Below are 18,185 nucleotides of genomic sequence, written 5' to 3' on the forward strand. Positions count from 1 at the left end.
ATTCTATGAATATTCGTAGATTGCCATCAGCAAGCAAGGCATTCAAATATCCACTGCTTATTAAGAGTATTTTGGCATATTCAGTAATGTTAGAGCCTGAGAATGAGATTGTTTATAAAGACCAAATAAGATACAACTATTTCGAACTGAATCGTCGTGTGAGGAAACAGGCTAATGTTTTCAAAAAATTAGGTTTAGATGGCGGACAAACTATTGCTGTTTTAGACTATGATTCTCACCGATATTTAGAAGCATTTTTCGGAGTGCCAATGACAGGCAATGTTCTTCATACTATCAATTGGCGTTTATCTCCCGTTCAAATTCTTTATACCATCAATCATGCTGAAGATGTTGTAATTATCTGTCATTCAGACTTTTTACCTTTATTGGAGTCATTATCTAAGGAAATGAAAACCGTAAAAAGTATTATTGTTTGTGCCGATGGAGGAGAATATTCAAAAGATTCGTCATTGCCAATTGTGGGCGAATACGAAGACCTTTTAGCTGAAGCTTCTGAGGAATACGATTTTGAAGATTTTGATGAAGATGCCGTTGCAACTACTTTTTATACAACTGGCACAACTGGCAATCCCAAAGGAGTGTATTTTACACATCGCCAATTGGTCTTACATACGCTTTCTGTTGGATTAACTTTTAGTGCAATTGATGGTGCTTGTAGATTCAATAATTCGGATGTTTATATGCCACTTACCCCAATGTTTCATGTTCACGCTTGGGGGTTTCCGTATGTAGCAACTTTATGCAATACCAAACAGGTTTATATCGGAAAATTTGAGCCTGAAACGGTTTTAAAGTGCTTTATTAAAGAAAAACCGACATTTTCACATTGTGTTCCGACTATCTTACAAATGTTTGTTTCGCATCCTGCCACACAAAATATTGACCTTTCAAAATGGAAAGTCGTTATTGGTGGTTCTGCTCTGCCAAAGACGTTGGCAAAAGCAGCCATTTTGCGTGGAGTTGATGTAATTACGGGTTATGGAATGTCTGAAACTTGTCCGATTTTATCAACAGTTTATGTAAGTCCAAAAGATAAACTGAATCCCGATGTTGATTTTCAAGTAGAAGCTCGTACACGCTCTGGCACGCCTGCTATGTTTGTGGATTTACGTTTATTAGATGACGAAGGAAAAGTTGCACCAAAAGATGGAGAAACTATTGGAGAAGTAACCGCTCGTACGCCTTGGCTTACACAAGGATATTTTAATGAGCCACAAAAATCAGAAGAACTATGGCACGATGGCTGGTTACACACTGGTGACGTAGCTACGATGAATGAAAATAATTCGCTAAAAATTACCGATAGAATAAAAGATGTCATCAAAACAGGAGGAGAATGGGTAAGTTCAATTGATTTAGAGAATATCATCGGACAACATGAAGCCATACAAGAAGTTGCCATTGTGGGCATTCCAGATGCGAAATGGGGTGAACGCCCACACGCCATGATTGTATTGAAGGAAGGAAAAAGTATGACAAAAGACGATTTAAAAACTTTTATGCAACGTTATGTAGATGATAAAACAATTACGGCATGGACCATTCCGAGTTCAGTAGAGTTTGCTGTTGCTATTCCAAAGACTTCTGTCGGTAAAATTGACAAAAAAGTTATCAGAGCCACCTTGTTGACTCAGTAAAATTTTATATAAATGCTTGATTACTCAAACCTTGCTTAGATTCTGAGCAAGGTTTTTTGTTTACTGAATAATTTGTCAAAAATTCATTTATGCCCTATCTTTGCATCGTTAATCAAAAAATTAAAATCTGATATGTGCAAAAACTGGAAAATGACCGAAGATTTACCTTCACAGAAGGGTATCTTCCAGTTTTTAATAATATTTTAGGAGGTCAAGTTCATTGACCTCCTTTTTTTAGAGGTATGAGGCAGCAGGTATGAGGTAGAAAGCAATAAAATAAGTAAAATCACTTATAACTATTGCTCTAAAACCCAAAACCTAAAACCCAAAACCTATTACTTACATAAAAAGCAAGGATATAATGAAAGTAACACAAAGCCAACCAGCTATTTTATTGTTGGAAGACGGTACAGTTTTTAAAGGAAATGCACTCGGCAAAATCGGGACACATGGCGGAGAAATTTGTTTCAATACAGGTATGACGGGTTATCAGGAAATTTATACTGACCCTTCTTATTTTGGGCAAGTTGTCGTTAATACTACTTCTCACATCGGGAATTATGGTATTGTTGAAGATTTGGAAGCAGAATCTTCATCTGTAAAAATTTCGGGAATGGTTTGTAATGAATTTTCACCTATTCATTCTCGTAAAACTGCAGATGACTCTCTTCAAAATTACTTTGAAAAAGCTGGAATTGTAGGTATTTCTGGAGTTGATACTCGCCAAATTGTACGTCATATCCGTGAAGCTGGCGTGATGAACTGCATCATTTCTTCTGAAATTTTAGATGTAGAAGAATTGAAAAAAGAACTGGCAAAAGTTCCGCCAATGGAAGGGTTGGAATTATCGTCTCAGGTATGTACACAGGAAACTTATTTCTTGGGAAATCCTGAGGCTGAAAAAAAAGTAGCGGTTTTAGATTTGGGCGTTAAGAAAAGCATTTTGAGCAACTTAACCGACAGAGGTTGTTATTTAAAAGTTTTCCCTGCCAAAACTTCTTTTGAAGAAATGAAAGCTTGGAATCCTGATGGATATTTTGTTTCAAATGGCCCTGGCGACCCTGCCGTAATGCCTTACGCTGTTGAAACGGTAAAACAAATTGTGGATAATGACAATCCAACGTTTGGAATTTGTTTGGGACACCAAATTTTGGCTCAAGCGTCTGGACTTTCAACTTACAAAATGAAAAACGGACACCGTGGCTTGAATCATCCTGTAAAAAACTTGATTACAGGGCTTTCAGAAATCACTTCTCAAAATCATGGTTTTGCCGTGAAAATGGAAGAATTGGAAGCAGCCTCAAACGTAGAATTGACTCATATTAACTTGAATGATAAAACGGTAGAAGGTTTAAGAAGAACTGATAAACCTGCATTTTCGGTACAACATCACCCAGAGGCTTCTCCAGGCCCACATGATTCACGTTATTTATTCGATAATTTCGTTGGAATGTTGTAACAGGGGTTAGGGGCTGGGTTTTAGGATTTAGTTGAATTGCTTAGATATTTTGCTTGACAACTAAATCCTAAAAAACATCCCCTTATTTACTATGGAAAGACTAAGAATTACTGACGATGGTTTTACCACGTTGTATAGCTCTGAATTTGGGCAGTTTTATCATTCAGTACGTGGAGCAATGGCTGAAACACAATTGGTTTATATTGAATTGGGATTATTGGCTAAAGCCCAAAAAATCAAGGAGATAAATGTTTTGGACGTTGGTTTTGGTACAGGATTAAATGCTTTGGTAACGGTCTTAGAAGCTCAAAAACATGATTTAATAATTCACTACACTACGCTTGAACCTTTCCCGATTTCAAATGAGGATGTTCAATTATTGAATTATCAAGATGAATTGCACAGGCAAATATTAAAAAATCTTCACGAAGCAAAATGGGGAGAAGAAGTAGAAATAAATCCCAATTTCTACCTAACAAAAATCAACACAACTTTACAGAATTTTTCATCCAGCAAACTTTTTGATGTAGTCTATTATGATGCGTTTGCACCATCTTCGCAACCTGAACTTTGGACGGAAGAAACATTTTCAAAAGTGGCTTCAGTCATGCAAAAAGGTGGTTTCTTAACAACTTATTGTTCTAAAACAGTCGTCAGAAAAGCCATGGAAACGGCTGGTTTTATCGTTCAAAAACACCAAGGAATGTGGGGAAAGAGAGAGGTTGTTAGGGCAATAAATGAGTGATGAGTAAATGGAAAGTATTTTAACGTTGTCAGCATTTTGAACGCTGACAACGTTTTTATTTTAAACTGGCGTAACCTCGCAAGGATACCCAAATAGACAATTTTCTTTCACCAATTTCACAACTGTTGGCGGTACTAATTCTTCCCAACCTTCTTCTCCTGACTGAATTTGAGCCAACACATCATCTGTTTTAATGCTCAATAATCTTTTGTCATAATCTTTAATATCAGCAAATTTATCATTATCCTGCAAATATTGGAAAAGTCCTTTTAAATGTGTTGGAGGCGTAAACTCTTTGGTTGTTACGGTTTCTCCATCAGCATTCATAGTTGGGTGTAAATATAACTTAATTTTGGGAGCAAAAAGCGTTGAAAAAGCTGCCAAAATCCCCCCTGAAATATTTGTATAGTGCTTATCCTCAAAGATATAGTCTAAGTTTGGCATTCCCAAAATCAATCCCATTCTTAATTTAGTAAAACCTGCTAAATATTGAACCAAACGATAATATTCATGAAAATTAGAAATCAATACTGTTTGTCCCAACGAACATAAAATATCAACCCTATCCAAAAAGTCTTTTTCATTGATTTGTTCATTACTACTGGCTTGAAGATTTTTGAGTGTTAATTCTGCCAACAAAACCACTTTATCATCATCAACATCAGGTTCGCTTTCAAACTGCTTTAAACCCTTTTTTATCATATCTAAAGACACATTTGTAACAGGTCTGAAACGCCCACGCACTGCTACAATATGCTTTTTATAAAAGGCTTCCGAAGGTTGCATCACATTGCCGTCTGGCCCAAAAAGTGCAGCATTAGTAAAACCATTTTTCACTAAGTGTAAAGACATTACTCGGTCGTCAACATCCTTGAAATCTGGTCCACTAAAACGAATCATATCAATCTCAATACGGTCAGACGAAAGGTCATCCATTAATGATTGAAGCAAAATTTCAGGTTGCTCGTGATAATAAAAACAGCCAAACATCAAGTTTACACCAATAATTCCCAATGCTTGTTGTTGCAAAACATTGTCATTGTCTTTCATTCTAACGTGAATTACCACATCATTTGGCTGCCCATTTGGTTCAAGTTGAAAACGTAAGCCAATCCAACCATGAGGGTCATTTGTTTTCTGATAATTTAAGGCAGAAACCGTATCAGCGAAAGCAAAAAATGTTCGCTCTGAAGCCATTTCGGTCAAGCGAACATTGAGCAATTTATATTCACGATTGAGCATTTTCTGCAAACGTGCTTCTACCACATACCTTCCCGATGCCTCCTCTCCATAAATGGCATCTGAAAAAGCCATATCGTAGGCAGAAATAGTTTTAGCGATAGTTCCAGATGCTCCACCTGACTTAAAAAAGTTTGCGGCTACATCCTGCCCTGCTCCAATTTCAGCAAATGAACCATAAATACGGCGGTCGAGATTGATGCGTAGAGCCTTCTGTTTGGTTCCAATGTTTCTATCGTAAGTAATCATATTCGGTAAACAGTTGTCTTAATATTTCCTATTCAATTGTACACTTATTGTAAGCGTTTACAATTTACTATCATAACGTCATATTGTTTTAATTGTATTGAAAAAATAATATTTTTTCATAGAATTAGTAAATTATAAAATTCTAATCTCGATGAAAAAGGGTAAGTCCCGCAATTGGGCTTTCCATAATTACGCCCAATGTACAACCCTTTTCAGTTACTACTCGTCGCAGAATATCAGAGTAATAAAATGCCACTGAACCCGTAAAATGAATTTTATTTTTTTGATATTCAGGGTATTTCAAGACGTATTTTTCAAAAAATAAACCAAAAGTATTGCTCACCAATTGATACATGAATGGATGTTGACGATTATCAAAAATAAACTTAGAAAAAGAAGCAAAATACCGATTTGGAAAAGGCTTTTGATAAGCATTGTCAATAATGTCAAGACGGTCTTTTATACCAAAACGCTTATCAAATTTAGTTCGTAAATCATCGGGCAATTCTTTATGTAAATAACTCAGAATAAGTTGTTTGCCCAGATACCCACCCGAGCCTTCATCGCCCAACCAAAAACCAAGTGGTGGTACTTGAAAGGCAATACTTTCTCCATCATAAAAACAAGAATTTGACCCTGTTCCCAAAATACACGCAATACCTGCCTCACGTCCACACAAGGAACGGGCAGCGGCAAGCATATCAGAATGAGCTTCGATGGTTTTGACATTATCAAATACCATTCTTATTGCCTGACGAATTACCTCCGCTTTTTCATAGTTAGTAATACCTGTTCCGTAATAAAATACTTCGTCAATATTTGTGTTAGGTAAATTTGGTAAAAGATTTGTACGTAATTCTTCAGCAATATTCTCAGCCGTTTGGTAATAAGGATTAAAACCAACCGTTTTATATTGAGAAATTTGTCCGTCGGCAGAAATTGTCCGCCAATCGGTTTTAGTTGAGCCACTTTCGGCGATTAATTTCATGATTTTATGTCAGAATCTTTTTTAATAATGCAACCTTTTCACAGGTTTTTAGCGTCTTTGTCATTAGAAAATAAACCATTGTGAAGAATGAAAGTCTAAAGGTTCAAAGCAATTTCCCTACGATTTCAAACTTAGTAAAAACGGTTTCTGTATGCGGAGCATCGGCGAGTTCTTCGGTAAGGTCTTGCCCTGCCCAATGTTCATAATGTTTGCCATTTTTCCAAAGACGAGATTTTGTAACGTCATAAATCTGTCCTTGAAAAGCCACCCAAATTTCGTCTCGGTCTTGACCATTACGTAAGGACAATTGAGATTTCGTGTATTCTTTCATTTTTTACAAATTTTACAAAACAATTGACAATCAACACTTTAACACTAAATAGTAGATTTTAGAATCTCAAATTTTCAATTAGATTTGCTCGTTTCAAATTAATTTATCATTTTTAACTTTCAAAATAAAAATCGTACAATCATTATGAAAAAAATATTTTTTTACTTACCTATTCTATTTGCTTTTATGTTGGTTTTAAGCTGTGGTAAAACATCTACTCCAGAACCTACTGCTGCCGAAAATTTAACAAAAACTTGGACTGTTAGTATTGCGAAAGAAAATGGCACTCAAGTTTACCAAAAAGGAGCTACTTCTAATATTAAAGCTGGATATAGTAGCTACAAACTTACATTAGGAGCTATTACAAATGGTTCGGGTTCTGCCAGCTTAACAGCTCAAGATGGTACGTCTTTCTCTGGTACTTGGGCGTTATCGGGCAGTGACAAAGTTTTAACATTATCAGGTTTAAAAAATACGGCTGGTGCTCCACCAACTGGAACAACTGGCACTATTGCTTATAATATTACCTCAACTGTAACTGCTACGGCGGTAACATTAGAATCTGCACAGCCAGACCTTAAAGCTGGTAATACAACCGTGAATTTACAATTAGTGAATCCGTAAACCAAATATAAATAATTACGAAAGCCGTTCTGAAAAGGACGGCTTTTTTGTTTTGTATACTAAAAAAACAATCACTCATTCACCCAATCACTCAATCACTCACTAACTTTGTAGCATGGAACAAAGAACAGAACTAAGCACCATTGGAGAATTTGGCTTGATAAGATTAATCAATGCTAAATTTCCAATCAATAATCCAGAAACACTTAAAGGTATTGGCGACGATGCCGCTGTGATTGATTCGGCAGGAAAAGAATTGGTCGTTTCAACTGATTTATTGATTGAAGGTATTCACTTTGACTTATCGTATTCACCCCTCAAACTTTTGGGTTATAAAGCTGTTGCGGTTAATATTTCTGACATTGCAGCCATGAATGCCATTCCGAAACAAATTACGGTGAGTTTAGGATTGAGTAATCGTATTTCGGTAGAAGCTGTTGAAGAATTATACGAAGGAATCAAAGCCGCTTGTGATGAATATAAAGTAGATTTGGTAGGTGGCGATACTTCGGCTTCTCGCTCTGGATTAGTCATTTCGATAACGGCTTTAGGCTTTGCTGAAAAAGAGAAAATCGTTTATAGAAATACGGCAAAAGTTAATGATATTATTTGTGTTTCAGGGGATTTTGGGGCAGCTTTGATGGGCTTACAAACGCTTGAGCGTGAGAAACAAGTATTCTTGGCAAATCCTGATATGCAACCACAAATTGACAAAGAAAAAGATTATGTGATTGAGCGTCAGTTGAAACCACAAGCCCGCATGGACGTAGTGTATGAATTGCGTGATTTGGGTGTTGTACCCACTTCGATGATTGATGTTTCGGACGGATTGGCTGCTGAACTTTTGCATATTTCGAAGAGTTCAAATATCGGTGCCGTGATTTTTGAAGATAAAATTCCGATTGAAGACCAAACTTATTTAACTGCTACTGAACTGAATTTTAGCCCAATGACGGCAGCCCTAAACGGTGGTGAAGATTACGAACTACTCTTTACGGTGAAGCAGGAAGACTATGAAAAAATCAAGAACATGAACGATATAAGCATCATTGGTTACATGACTAATGAAGTTTTAGAACCACAAATGATGATGAAATCAGGAACGTTAGTAAAAATTACTGCCCCTGGTTATGAACATTTTTAGTATGAGTTTATGAGTGTAATGTTAAAAGTTTATGAGTTATGGGGTTACCTATTTAGTACCTAAAAGTTTATTCGGTTAAGAGTCTATACAAACTCAGCCATAAACCCTTAACTCATAAACTCCATCTCTACCCCGTAATCCAATGTCCTTTCGGTAGTCGTCTAATAATTCCGATGACAATAATGCAGATAACCGTCGTAAGAATAAAATGAAGTAACATTCCTGGAATCGGATTTGGGTACATAGAAAAATTAATTTTAAAATCTCTCGAAAGAATTTTCATCACTAACCAGTGAAACAAGAAAATTCCGTAGCTACTCGCATCAATCTCTCCGATTATTTTCTCGGCAAAGGGTTTATTGAGTATTTGTTGAAAAAACAACACAATTCCCAAACTCATCATGACTACCAAAGGACTATGATAGCCTAATAAATCCATATATTTTCCTGCTTGTTTTGAGAAAAATTCTACGGTAAACATGGTTGAAATCCAGCCGATTAGGAATAAAGCAATGGCTAAAAGCAATATTTGAGCAGAAGGCAAAATTGGATATTTTTTCAGATAAGCTCCTAAAACAAAATATCCCGCAAAACCCGTAAAATAACGGAAATCGAAATAAGGTTTTATATTCATTGTTTTTTCTAAAACTAAAAAACAAGAATTTGCCACAAACCACATTCCTAAGAAAAATAACACTTCATTTTTGGGGGCAGCCACAAACCAACGGCTCAAAACTGGCGTAAACAAATACAAACCCAAAAGCATATAAACAAACCATAATTGTCCCGAACCGCTGGCATTATTGGTTAAAATTCTCACAATCCAATCGACTGACAACCAGTTTACTTGTTCCGCTTTTATGCCTTTAAAAGTTCCGTGAATCATGTAAATGAAAAGCCAAATCAAGAAAGGAACGAAGATTCTACTAAAACGCTTGGAAAGAAATGTTGCTAAATTATCATAACGGTCTAATAACAAATATCCCGACAATATCACAAAAACAGGAACAGCAAAACGCCCAAAAGTATTGATTATATTACAAATCCACCAAGAATCTACGGGCATTTTCCCAAAGTGATAGACACCATTACTGGCAGTATGAAGCAATACAACAATTAGGGTTGCAAATACTCTGAGATTGCTTATCCAATAAATTTTGGGCATTTTATCAGTGGTTAATGTATTACTATAAATTAGTTTAAAATTATTCTCCAATCATTTCTCTAAAACCCTTTTCAGTCTGAAAACCCACTGCACGCATTGTCAATTTACCGTTTTTATAAATCAAAAACGTAGGAATTTCATCAATTTTATATTCAGCAACTAATGCTTTATTAGCGTCTGAATCAACTTTTTCAAAAGCTACTTTCCCTTCCATTTCTGCTTTTAATTTATCCACGGTTGGCATCATCTTAATACAAGGCCCACACCAAGTAGCATAAAAATCAAGTACAACTATCTTATTGTCTTTCAGCAATTTATCCATATATTCTTTTGACAAAGCATTTGATTTCTCAACTATCTTTACCCCTTCAACAGGTTTCATTTTGGTTGTCCATTTCAAGTATCCTCCGCCCATTTCATAAACTTGAGAGAAACCATTTTGCTTCATTATATTGGCAGCTTCTGAACTTCTTCCACCTGAAAGACAATAGACAAAAACGGGTTTGGTTTTATCTAAAGTCTGAATCTTTTGGGTAAAATCCGTACTTCGGTAGTCAATATTTTGGGATTTTGGCAAATGACCGCCACCATATTCGCCCGTTGTACGTACATCGACCAACTGTGCGGAGGGCATTTCTGCATATTTTTTCTCAAAATCGTCAATTGACAAAACTTGTGAGAAGCCAATTAAGGTATTTGCAAAATATACTATGGCAAAAAATATGATTGAACAAATATTATTTTTCATTTTAAAGGGGATTAAAACAATTATGACATGAAACTATTAGAAAAGTACAAACAATCTTGAAAAAAGAATTAATTTTGTTTAGAATTTCTAAGCTATGAGCTATATGCTGTACGCTTTAGGCAATGCTTGAATTATGAGCATATAAAATTACCCAAAAATAAACCATTTGAGTAGTAAGTTAATAGCCTATTGCCTAAAGCGTAAAGTCTTCGGCTAATAATTTATAATCAAAAACAAAATCTAAGAAAAATGAGTGCAATTCAGTATGTACACGCAAGACAAATTTTGGATTCACGTGGTAATCCAACTGTAGAAGTAGATATTCGTACCGAAGACGGTGCTTTTGGACGTGCCGCAGTGCCTTCTGGAGCTTCAACAGGTATTCACGAAGCAGTTGAATTACGTGACGAGGACAAAAGCACTTACGTGGGTAAAGGCGTTTTGAAAGCCGTTGAAAACGTAAACACTACCATCGCTCAAGAATTGTGGGGTTTAGAAGTTTCTGAACAAAACATGATTGACCGTTTGATGATTGAATTGGACGGAACTCCGAACAAAAGCAAATTAGGAGCAAACGCTATTTTGGGTGTTTCTTTGGCAGTAGCTAAAGCAGCAGCTATGGAGTCAGGTTTATCATTATATCGTTACATTGGTGGTGTTAATGCTAACACGTTGCCAGTTCCAATGATGAACATCTTGAATGGTGGTTCTCACGCTGATAATTCAATCGACTTCCAAGAATTTATGGTAATGCCAGCGAAAGCTGAATCATTCTCACACGCTTTGCGTATGGGTACTGAGGTTTTCCATGCTTTGAAAGGCGTATTGAAATCTAAAGGATATTCAACTAACGTAGGTGATGAAGGTGGTTTTGCACCAAACATCAAGTCTAACGAAGAGGCTATCGAAATCGTTTTACAATCAATCGAAAAAGCAGGCTACAAACCAGGTGAAGAAATTTTCATCGCTATGGATGCTGCTGCTTCTGAATTCTATGACGAAAAAACGGGTCTTTATACATTCAAGAAATCTGATGGTAAGCAATTGAACAACATGGAAATGGCTGCTTATTGGAAAACTTGGGCTGACAAATATCCAATCATTTCTATCGAAGACGGTATGGCTGAAGATGACTGGGCAGGTTGGAAAGAACAAACTAACTTAATTGGTAACAAATGTCAATTAGTTGGTGATGATTTATTTGTAACTAACGTAAAACGTTTACAAATGGGTATCGAGCAAGGCGTTGCAAACGCTGTATTGGTAAAAGTAAACCAAATTGGTTCTTTAACTGAAACAATCGACACAATCAACTTAGCAAAACGTAATTCATACAAAAACATCATGTCTCACCGTTCAGGTGAAACTGAAGATGCTACCATTGCTGACTTAGCAGTAGCATTGAACACAGGTCAAATCAAAACTGGTTCGGCTTCACGTTCAGACCGTATGGCAAAATACAATCAATTACTTCGTATCGAAGAGGAATTAGGAGCAAACGCTTACTTCCCAGGATTGAATATGTAATCTTGATTGAAACATTAAAAACGCCTTGTAGAATCTTTCTGCAAGGCGTTTTTTGTTATACAAATTTTATCAGCACACATAATTCCCTATTTTTGTACAAAAGCTGATTATATGACTTCTTTTAGAAAACGTGTACACAATATTCTCGAAATCTCTATCCGACGAAAAAGCGGCATTAGTTTCGTCATTAACCTCTTTTTGACAGTCGTTATTTTCCTCAACACTCTCTCTATTATTTTGCATACAGTTCCTTCAATCAGAGAAAAATATGAGCGTTTTTTTCATGAATTTGAAGTATTCTCCGTTACCGTTTTTGCCATCGAATATCTACTTAGGATTTGGTCTTGTGTGGAAAATGACAAATATAAACACCCACTAAGAGGTCGTTTAAAATTCATTTTTTCTGTTTGGGGACTTATTGATTTACTGGCAATTCTACCTTTTTTTGCTTCTTATTTCATCAAAGATTTAGGCTTTATCCGTATATTGAGATTATTGAGAATGTTACGTTTATTCAGAGTAAGCAAGTATTTTCATGCCTTAATTGTAATTCAGCGAGTAGTAAAAGATAAACAGGAAGAGTTAGTTTTGAGTATGGTTTTTATCCTTTTTACCCTTATTATTTCTTCGAGTTTGGTGTATTATGTAGAACATCCTGCCCAACCAGAAGCATTTAGTAGTATTCCAGAAGCGATGTGGTGGGGTGTCAATAATATGACTACTGCTGGTTATGGAGATTTAAAACCAATCACGCCATTAGGGAAAGTTTTAGGTGGAATCATTGCCATTTTGGGTGTATCATTTTTTGCTTTACCAACGGGTATTTTAGCATCAGGATTTGCAGAACAAATTCGTGAACAGGGAGAAAGAAGAAAAATTAAATGTCCTCATTGTGGAAAAGATTTTCATGAGCATAAACATTGATTATTTTTTGGTAGAGACAAGGCACTGCCTTGTCTAAAGGACGGAAATAGGACAACAGTCTAACAGATGTTTGAAGGCACTGCCTTGTCTAAAGGACGGAAATAGGCCAACAGTCTAACAGATGTTTGAAAGCACTGCCTTATCTAAAGGACGAAAATAGGACAACAGTCTAACAGATATTGTGAAAGCACAGCCTTATCTAAAGGACGAAAATAGGACAACAGTCTAACAGATGTTTGAAATCACTGCCTTCTCTAAAGGACGAAAATAGTAACATCCTAATGCAAAAAAGAGACAAGGCAGTGCCTTGTCTCTACAAATAATATTGTAATCCTTATAATCCTTTATCTCTCATCAATTTAAACTCACGATAACGTCTGATAATTGCCATTGTGAAGCCAACCATTAATACCAAAGTACCAATCCATAATAGATTAATTAATGGTTTTTCAATTGCTTTTAAAACTACATAATCTCTTTGTGTTGTATTGAAGGCAAAACCAAATTTACCTGTTTTAGGGTCAATATTAGTAAATTTTGCTCTGATGCCTACTTCGTTATTTTCAATCGGTGGCATCGCTACCATTCCATCACGAATTACAAAAGTTGGTTTCACTTCATATTGGATAAACTCCTTACCCATTACTTTTATCGTAGCCTGAACCGCTGCATCGTTTGGTCCTAATGGTTTTCCTTCAAATTCATTGACACGAGTAACATTATCCAAAACCGCTACGTAATCGTTCAAGAAAAAAGTATCTTTTACTGCAATGGTATAATCTTCCGTTTTGCTCCATTCACGTTGGTCTAAGTCTGGTGCAAGGGCAACGTAAGTGTATAAATCCGTCCCAACATTACGTTTGAGAGCTGGAGACACAGAATTACCCATTTTCTTATTAATTTGAAAACGTGGGTAAAGCGTTGTTACTCGTCCGTCTTTATCTCTAAAATCAATTTCATAATATTTATTTTCTGGGAAAACGGGCAAAGTATCACCTTTTGAATAGTATTTCTTTCCTTTCTGTTCAATGTCTTGTAAAGCAATAGCATGGAAATCATTTTCAATAATTTCTACCTGCTCAGGACGAAGATAATCAGGCAATTCACGTCCTTCTACACGCACACCCTTGTAAGTGAGCGTATAATTATCCATTTTCTGAGGCGTATTCAGCCACAACATCACGTTTTCTTTATTTTCTTTTCCGTTGTTTTCTGTGAATGATTTATCGTTAGAAATATTAAAACCTGCGGTATTGATTGATACAACTTTTGAATATCCCGAAGAAAATAATATTCCCAAAAGCATCATTGCTACACCAATATGTGTAACTGCACCGCCCGAAAGTTTGTAATTCCCTTTGAAAATATCAAACAAAATTGAGCCGTTTGTCAAAATGGAGAATATTCCACCAAACAATAAAACGATATATGTTGGCGAATCAAAGAAATCGCCTGTTTGAGATTTTGTTGTAAAGAAAATCACAACAAAGGTCAAAATCAAACTTGCTAATAAAGGCATAAGAAAGTATTTGGCGAAGTTTTCTTGCTTGATTTTTTTCCACCAAAATGATTGTCCAATGCCCGAAAACACTGCAATTCCAACGCCAAACCATAACTGAAACTTAGAATAATAATTGGCAGCATCGGCAGGAGGAGCTAATTTTGAAACAAAGCCTAACCCTTCCACAATTTTGTTATAAACAGGTAATGAGGTTGCCGCAATAATCTGAAAAGCAGACAGACAGAGCGTCGTTGCCCCCATGAAAATCCAAAATTCACGGCTATAAGTTGACACTTCTTTTTCGTCTGATGGTACTTCTTTCCACCTCCATACCAATAAACCAATGGCGATAAACAGGAAGAAAAGTAAATAAATCAATAACTGACCAGAAAGTCCTAAATCTGTAAATGAGTGAACTGAGGCCTCTCCCAAAATACCGCTTCTGTTCAGGAATGTGGAGTATAAAACCAAAATAAACGTGGCTATCACCAAAATAAATGAGGTTCTCAAAGCCGTCTGGTTCGTTTTGTAAATAATCATACAGTGAATGGTTGCTACCAATACCAACCAAGGCACAAACGACGCATTTTCAACGGGGTCCCAGTTCCAATATCCACCAAAGTTTAGAGTTTCATAAGCCCAATATCCACCCATGATAATTCCTACACCCAAAACCAAACCCGAAAACAAAGCCCAAGGCAAAGCTGGACGAATCCATGCTGAATATTCACGTCTCCATAAACCTGCCATTGCATAGGCAAAAGGAATTAAAGTAGTCGCAAAACCTAAAAAAAGCGTTGGCGGGTGAATTACCATCCAATAATTTTGAAGCAAAGGATTCAAACCTCTACCATCTTCGGCAATAAAATCGGGTTTCATTTGCCAAATGGGTAAATCAGGCATGGCTTCTCGCATCATCAAGAATGGTGATGAACCAATTTTCAAGTCGATTACAGGTAAAACTACACCCAAAATCATCGAACAAAGGAATGTTTGAACTGCTGCAAAAATTGCCATTACAGGAGCTTCCCAATGTTTATTAGTTTTGATAAGTACAATGCCTAAAACGGCGTGCCAAAATATCCACAGGAGGAAACTTCCCTCCTGCCCTTCCCAGAAACAAGAAATAATATAATAAACAGGCAATGCTTTGGACGAGTGCGACCAAGCGTAATGATACTCAAAATAATGGTTATAAATAATTGAGAATAAAGAAATTATCACTCCCACAACTGCTGCACCATGCACATAAAAAGCATAGCGAGAAAAGCGTTTCCAAGATTCTTGTTGGTCTAAATCAGTGGTTTGTACAGATTTGAAATAGCCAAAAGTTGCAATTACTGATGCCACAAATGACAGAATAATAAACAAATGACCTATATTTCCGATGGTTGTATGAAACATTTTTGTTTTGGGTACTTAATTTAATACTTGTGAAAATGAGGCTACACAAAGAACCACAGTGAAAAATGAGAGCCACAGAAAATATACTTTAAAAACCTCTGTGGCTCTCATTTCTAACCTCTGTGGTTCTCTGTGTAGCCTCAAACTACTGTCTCTTATAATTGCTAAGAGTTTATAATTATGACTGTTTTGCTGTTTTTTCTACTTCTTTAAATTCAGCATTACCGTCTTGATATTTTGAAGGACATTTCAACAAAATTTTCTCACACTTGAAAACCTGTCCTTCCATGCTACCAATAATAACGATTTGTTCTGCCTTACCTAAATCTTGTGGTTTAGGAGCATTATATACTACTTTTTGTGAACGACCTTTGTTATCAGTTAACGTAAATTCTAAGTGATTGGCATCAATGGCTGGGTTATAAATCAAATCCTCAATATCACCAGTAGCACTTTTCTTTAGTTTACCTACCACATGAACTTGATTTACATCACCGCTTTTAGCCTTCACTTCTGCATCTGCAAAATCAGTATAGGTACTTGCTTCTGTACCCGTTGAAACAAGGATTGCAACAGCAATAGCAATCACGATAAGTCCAAAAATATGTGTCTTTTTCATATTTAGTTGTTAGGATTTAGGGGTTAGTGATTAGGTTTTAGTATGTAAGTTTGTAAATACTAAAACCTAATAACCAACACCTAAAACCTATTTTTTTAATTGTTTTTCTAACTTTGAAATTTTACTATCAAGGTTTATTAAATAAACGATGATGCCCGTAAAAATGGTTGCAACGACAGCTACAACTACATAAATTCTACCATCAGCATACAATTTGTCTGCCATGTCTATTTCATTAGAAGCATTATCTTGGGCGAACAAACTTACCGAGATTAATAAAAACGTGATTAGGGAAAGTAATTTTTTCATTTTAAAATATTATAAAGTCTTCAAAATTATTTTAAGATTGATTCAATATGGACTAATTTTCAGCTAAACTCTGTTCAATTTTTTTCAGTCTCAATCTCAAATTAGTAATCCAATAACCCAGACAAATCCAACCAAGACACGCAGGGTAAAATACAATTCTCATGGTATGCTCGGTATCCATTGGTTTAAAACCTGGATTTCCACCATTTCCTGGATGAAGAGAATCGGTCATTCTTGGAAGAATAATCAATAAAGGTATCAACAAGGCTACCGCAAAAATATTGTAAATGGCAGAAATTCTTGCCCTTTGTTGTTCATCGTTGAATGAACCACGCAAGATGATATAAGCGAAATAAATCAACAATCCGATTGCCGCACCATTGAGTTTTACATCATTTGTCCACCAAGCTCCCCACGTATATCTTGCCCAAATACTTCCCGTTGCAATCCCAACAATTCCGAATAAAATTCCTGTACTGGCGTATTCAGCAGCTTTTGTATCAAATAACGTTTGTGGACTACGTAGGTATTTGATTGAATTCCAAACCGACACACTCAACATCGTAAACATCCCGAACCACATGGGTACGTGAAAATACAAATTACGTGCTGTCTCATGCAAAACAGGCTGACGTGGAATTCTACCAAGAAATCCCCAAATTAATACATAGTAAAGTAGCCCTACGGCTAAGAATTTATACCAATTGTTTTTCATAATACCAGTTATCAGTAAACAATTATCAGTTATCAGTCGGACTGCAAATAGTTAGCCTGTAAACCTCTAAAACATTCATTGATAAGTCTATTTTATATCACTATACTTTTTAATCTCTATTTTCTATTAACTGTTTACTGATAATTGTAAACTGAATTAGCTCCTCCACAAATACGGGAACAGAATCACGCTTAAAACCAATACAATTCCATCAATTGCTAAAAGCGTCAAGATTTCGTCTAAACTACTTCCTCTGTCTAATCCATCAAGGGCATTTTTGGAGATTTTCAAGAGCATTATTAACATCGGAATAATAATCGGGAAACTCAAAATTGCCATGAGTGTGGCACTATTTTCTGCTTTTGAGGCAATTCCTGCTACCATTGTTAGCGTACTCGAAAACCCAACTGCTCCCAAAACAATGCTTAACAGATAAATTCCCATATCTTCCACAGGATTGCCCATTACAACGGCATAAACGCCAAAGCCGACTAATGCCAAAACCAACATCAAAATTGTATTGTAAATAATTTTTGAAAGAATTATCCCAACTGGACTTGCCAACGTATAATAATATAATAACCTTCCAAAACGCTCTTGTGTAAAACTCTTTGCAATGGCATTCATCGCTGTAAACAATAAAATAATCCAAAATAAGGTATTCCACGTAAGCTTATCTATTTGATTCGACTTCAACCTAAATGATAAATAACAAACATAAACGGTACTTACGATATACAATAACATTCCGTTAAGTGCATATTTCTGCCGAAGTTCCAGCCTTATTTCTTTATCAATCAGTGCTTTTATTTCTTTTAGCATTTTATTAGGGATTG

Annotated in this window: 17 protein-coding genes; 7 read left to right on the top strand and 10 right to left on the bottom strand. The window is 36.0% G+C overall.

The window, feature by feature from the left end; all coding sequences use genetic code 11:
• Positions 1 to 5: 5 nt before the first annotated feature.
• The 3 genes from VB796_RS20150 (at position 6) to mnmD (ending at position 3,862) form a co-directional block, all read left to right on the top strand.
• Complete coding sequence (locus VB796_RS20150) at positions 6 to 1,658, top strand: fatty acid--CoA ligase (RefSeq protein WP_323348393.1); 1,653 nt, start codon at positions 6 to 8, stop codon at positions 1,656 to 1,658.
• A gap of 361 nt (positions 1,659 to 2,019) precedes the next feature.
• On the top strand, positions 2,020 to 3,117 hold the full coding sequence (gene carA / locus VB796_RS20155; protein ID WP_323348394.1) for a glutamine-hydrolyzing carbamoyl-phosphate synthase small subunit: 1,098 nt from the start codon (positions 2,020 to 2,022) through the stop codon (positions 3,115 to 3,117).
• A 91-nt stretch (positions 3,118 to 3,208) separates the two neighbouring features.
• Complete coding sequence (mnmD, locus tag VB796_RS20160; RefSeq protein WP_323348395.1) at positions 3,209 to 3,862, top strand: tRNA (5-methylaminomethyl-2-thiouridine)(34)-methyltransferase MnmD; 654 nt, start codon at positions 3,209 to 3,211, stop codon at positions 3,860 to 3,862.
• Between the two features lie 60 nt (positions 3,863 to 3,922).
• On the opposite strand, the gene VB796_RS20165 is transcribed toward mnmD, so the two are convergent.
• From VB796_RS20165 to VB796_RS20175, 3 genes are all read right to left on the bottom strand, one after another.
• Positions 3,923 to 5,350, bottom strand: a complete 1,428-nt coding sequence (locus VB796_RS20165; protein WP_323348396.1) for a TonB-dependent receptor — start codon at positions 5,348 to 5,350, stop codon at positions 3,923 to 3,925.
• 142 nt (positions 5,351 to 5,492) lie between these two features.
• Complete coding sequence (locus VB796_RS20170; protein WP_323348397.1) at positions 5,493 to 6,338, bottom strand: N-acetylglucosamine kinase; 846 nt, start codon at positions 6,336 to 6,338, stop codon at positions 5,493 to 5,495.
• Positions 6,339 to 6,441: 103 nt separating this feature from the next.
• Positions 6,442 to 6,669, bottom strand: coding sequence for a cytochrome b5 domain-containing protein (locus VB796_RS20175; protein WP_323348398.1), 228 nt, complete (start codon positions 6,667 to 6,669; stop codon positions 6,442 to 6,444).
• Positions 6,670 to 6,813: 144 nt separating this feature from the next.
• Here VB796_RS20175 and VB796_RS20180 point away from each other — a divergent pair, with 144 nt between their 5' ends.
• Positions 6,814 to 7,293 carry a hypothetical protein gene (locus VB796_RS20180; RefSeq protein WP_323348399.1) on the top strand — a complete coding sequence of 160 codons (480 nt, stop codon included), beginning with the start codon at positions 6,814 to 6,816 and terminating at the stop codon, positions 7,291 to 7,293.
• Between the two features lie 115 nt (positions 7,294 to 7,408).
• Entirely contained in the window at positions 7,409 to 8,437 is a 1,029-nt protein-coding gene (thiL, locus tag VB796_RS20185) for a thiamine-phosphate kinase (protein ID WP_323348400.1), read from the top strand.
• A 127-nt stretch (positions 8,438 to 8,564) separates the two neighbouring features.
• Here the strand turns inward: thiL and VB796_RS20190 are convergent, their stop codons facing one another.
• A complete protein-coding gene (locus tag VB796_RS20190) occupies positions 8,565 to 9,602 on the bottom strand; it encodes an acyltransferase (protein WP_323348401.1) in 1,038 nt (345 codons plus the stop codon).
• Positions 9,603 to 9,642: 40 nt separating this feature from the next.
• Complete coding sequence (locus VB796_RS20195) at positions 9,643 to 10,350, bottom strand: thioredoxin domain-containing protein (RefSeq protein WP_323348402.1); 708 nt, start codon at positions 10,348 to 10,350, stop codon at positions 9,643 to 9,645.
• Between the two features lie 249 nt (positions 10,351 to 10,599).
• On the opposite strand from VB796_RS20195, the gene eno reads away from it, so the two are divergent.
• On the top strand, positions 10,600 to 11,877 hold the full coding sequence (eno, locus tag VB796_RS20200) for a phosphopyruvate hydratase (RefSeq protein WP_323348403.1): 1,278 nt from the start codon (positions 10,600 to 10,602) through the stop codon (positions 11,875 to 11,877).
• A gap of 111 nt (positions 11,878 to 11,988) precedes the next feature.
• Positions 11,989 to 12,801, top strand: coding sequence for an ion transporter (locus tag VB796_RS20205; protein ID WP_323348404.1), 813 nt, complete (start codon positions 11,989 to 11,991; stop codon positions 12,799 to 12,801).
• A gap of 334 nt (positions 12,802 to 13,135) precedes the next feature.
• Here VB796_RS20205 and ccsA read toward each other — a convergent pair whose 3' ends face one another.
• The 5 genes from ccsA to VB796_RS20230 form a co-directional block, all read right to left on the bottom strand.
• Complete coding sequence (gene ccsA / locus VB796_RS20210; protein WP_323348405.1) at positions 13,136 to 15,706, bottom strand: cytochrome c biogenesis protein CcsA; 2,571 nt, start codon at positions 15,704 to 15,706, stop codon at positions 13,136 to 13,138.
• 178 nt (positions 15,707 to 15,884) lie between these two features.
• Positions 15,885 to 16,325 (bottom strand): cytochrome c maturation protein CcmE, encoded by a 441-nt coding sequence (locus VB796_RS20215; protein WP_323348406.1) that lies wholly within the window; start codon positions 16,323 to 16,325, stop codon positions 15,885 to 15,887.
• Positions 16,326 to 16,412: 87 nt separating this feature from the next.
• Positions 16,413 to 16,634 carry a CcmD family protein gene (locus tag VB796_RS20220; protein ID WP_323348407.1) on the bottom strand — a complete coding sequence of 74 codons (222 nt, stop codon included), beginning with the start codon at positions 16,632 to 16,634 and terminating at the stop codon, positions 16,413 to 16,415.
• Between the two features lie 52 nt (positions 16,635 to 16,686).
• On the bottom strand, positions 16,687 to 17,349 hold the full coding sequence (locus VB796_RS20225) for a cytochrome c biogenesis protein (protein WP_323348408.1): 663 nt from the start codon (positions 17,347 to 17,349) through the stop codon (positions 16,687 to 16,689).
• A 156-nt stretch (positions 17,350 to 17,505) separates the two neighbouring features.
• A complete protein-coding gene (locus tag VB796_RS20230; RefSeq protein WP_109741961.1) occupies positions 17,506 to 18,171 on the bottom strand; it encodes a heme exporter protein CcmB in 666 nt (221 codons plus the stop codon).
• Positions 18,172 to 18,185 lie beyond the last annotated feature (14 nt).

This window comes from Arcicella sp. LKC2W, assembly GCF_034931005.1.
Taxonomy (GTDB): domain Bacteria; phylum Bacteroidota; class Bacteroidia; order Cytophagales; family Spirosomataceae; genus Arcicella.

Coding starts and splice junctions, on each gene's coding strand:
- VB796_RS20205 (WP_323348404.1), top strand. CDS start 11,989: ATGACTTCTTTTAGAAAACGTGTACACAATATTCTCGAAATCTCTATC.
- VB796_RS20195 (WP_323348402.1), bottom strand. CDS start 10,350: ATGAAAAATAATATTTGTTCAATCATATTTTTTGCCATAGTATATTTT.
- VB796_RS20175 (WP_323348398.1), bottom strand. CDS start 6,669: ATGAAAGAATACACGAAATCTCAATTGTCCTTACGTAATGGTCAAGAC.
- VB796_RS20225 (WP_323348408.1), bottom strand. CDS start 17,349: ATGAAAAACAATTGGTATAAATTCTTAGCCGTAGGGCTACTTTACTAT.
- VB796_RS20215 (WP_323348406.1), bottom strand. CDS start 16,325: ATGAAAAAGACACATATTTTTGGACTTATCGTGATTGCTATTGCTGTT.
- VB796_RS20220 (WP_323348407.1), bottom strand. CDS start 16,634: ATGAAAAAATTACTTTCCCTAATCACGTTTTTATTAATCTCGGTAAGT.
- carA (WP_323348394.1), top strand. CDS start 2,020: ATGAAAGTAACACAAAGCCAACCAGCTATTTTATTGTTGGAAGACGGT.
- VB796_RS20230 (WP_109741961.1), bottom strand. CDS start 18,171: ATGCTAAAAGAAATAAAAGCACTGATTGATAAAGAAATAAGGCTGGAA.
- VB796_RS20165 (WP_323348396.1), bottom strand. CDS start 5,350: ATGATTACTTACGATAGAAACATTGGAACCAAACAGAAGGCTCTACGC.
- VB796_RS20170 (WP_323348397.1), bottom strand. CDS start 6,338: ATGAAATTAATCGCCGAAAGTGGCTCAACTAAAACCGATTGGCGGACA.
- eno (WP_323348403.1), top strand. CDS start 10,600: ATGAGTGCAATTCAGTATGTACACGCAAGACAAATTTTGGATTCACGT.
- ccsA (WP_323348405.1), bottom strand. CDS start 15,706: ATGTTTCATACAACCATCGGAAATATAGGTCATTTGTTTATTATTCTG.
- thiL (WP_323348400.1), top strand. CDS start 7,409: ATGGAACAAAGAACAGAACTAAGCACCATTGGAGAATTTGGCTTGATA.
- VB796_RS20180 (WP_323348399.1), top strand. CDS start 6,814: ATGAAAAAAATATTTTTTTACTTACCTATTCTATTTGCTTTTATGTTG.
- mnmD (WP_323348395.1), top strand. CDS start 3,209: ATGGAAAGACTAAGAATTACTGACGATGGTTTTACCACGTTGTATAGC.
- VB796_RS20150 (WP_323348393.1), top strand. CDS start 6: ATGAATATTCGTAGATTGCCATCAGCAAGCAAGGCATTCAAATATCCA.
- VB796_RS20190 (WP_323348401.1), bottom strand. CDS start 9,602: ATGCCCAAAATTTATTGGATAAGCAATCTCAGAGTATTTGCAACCCTA.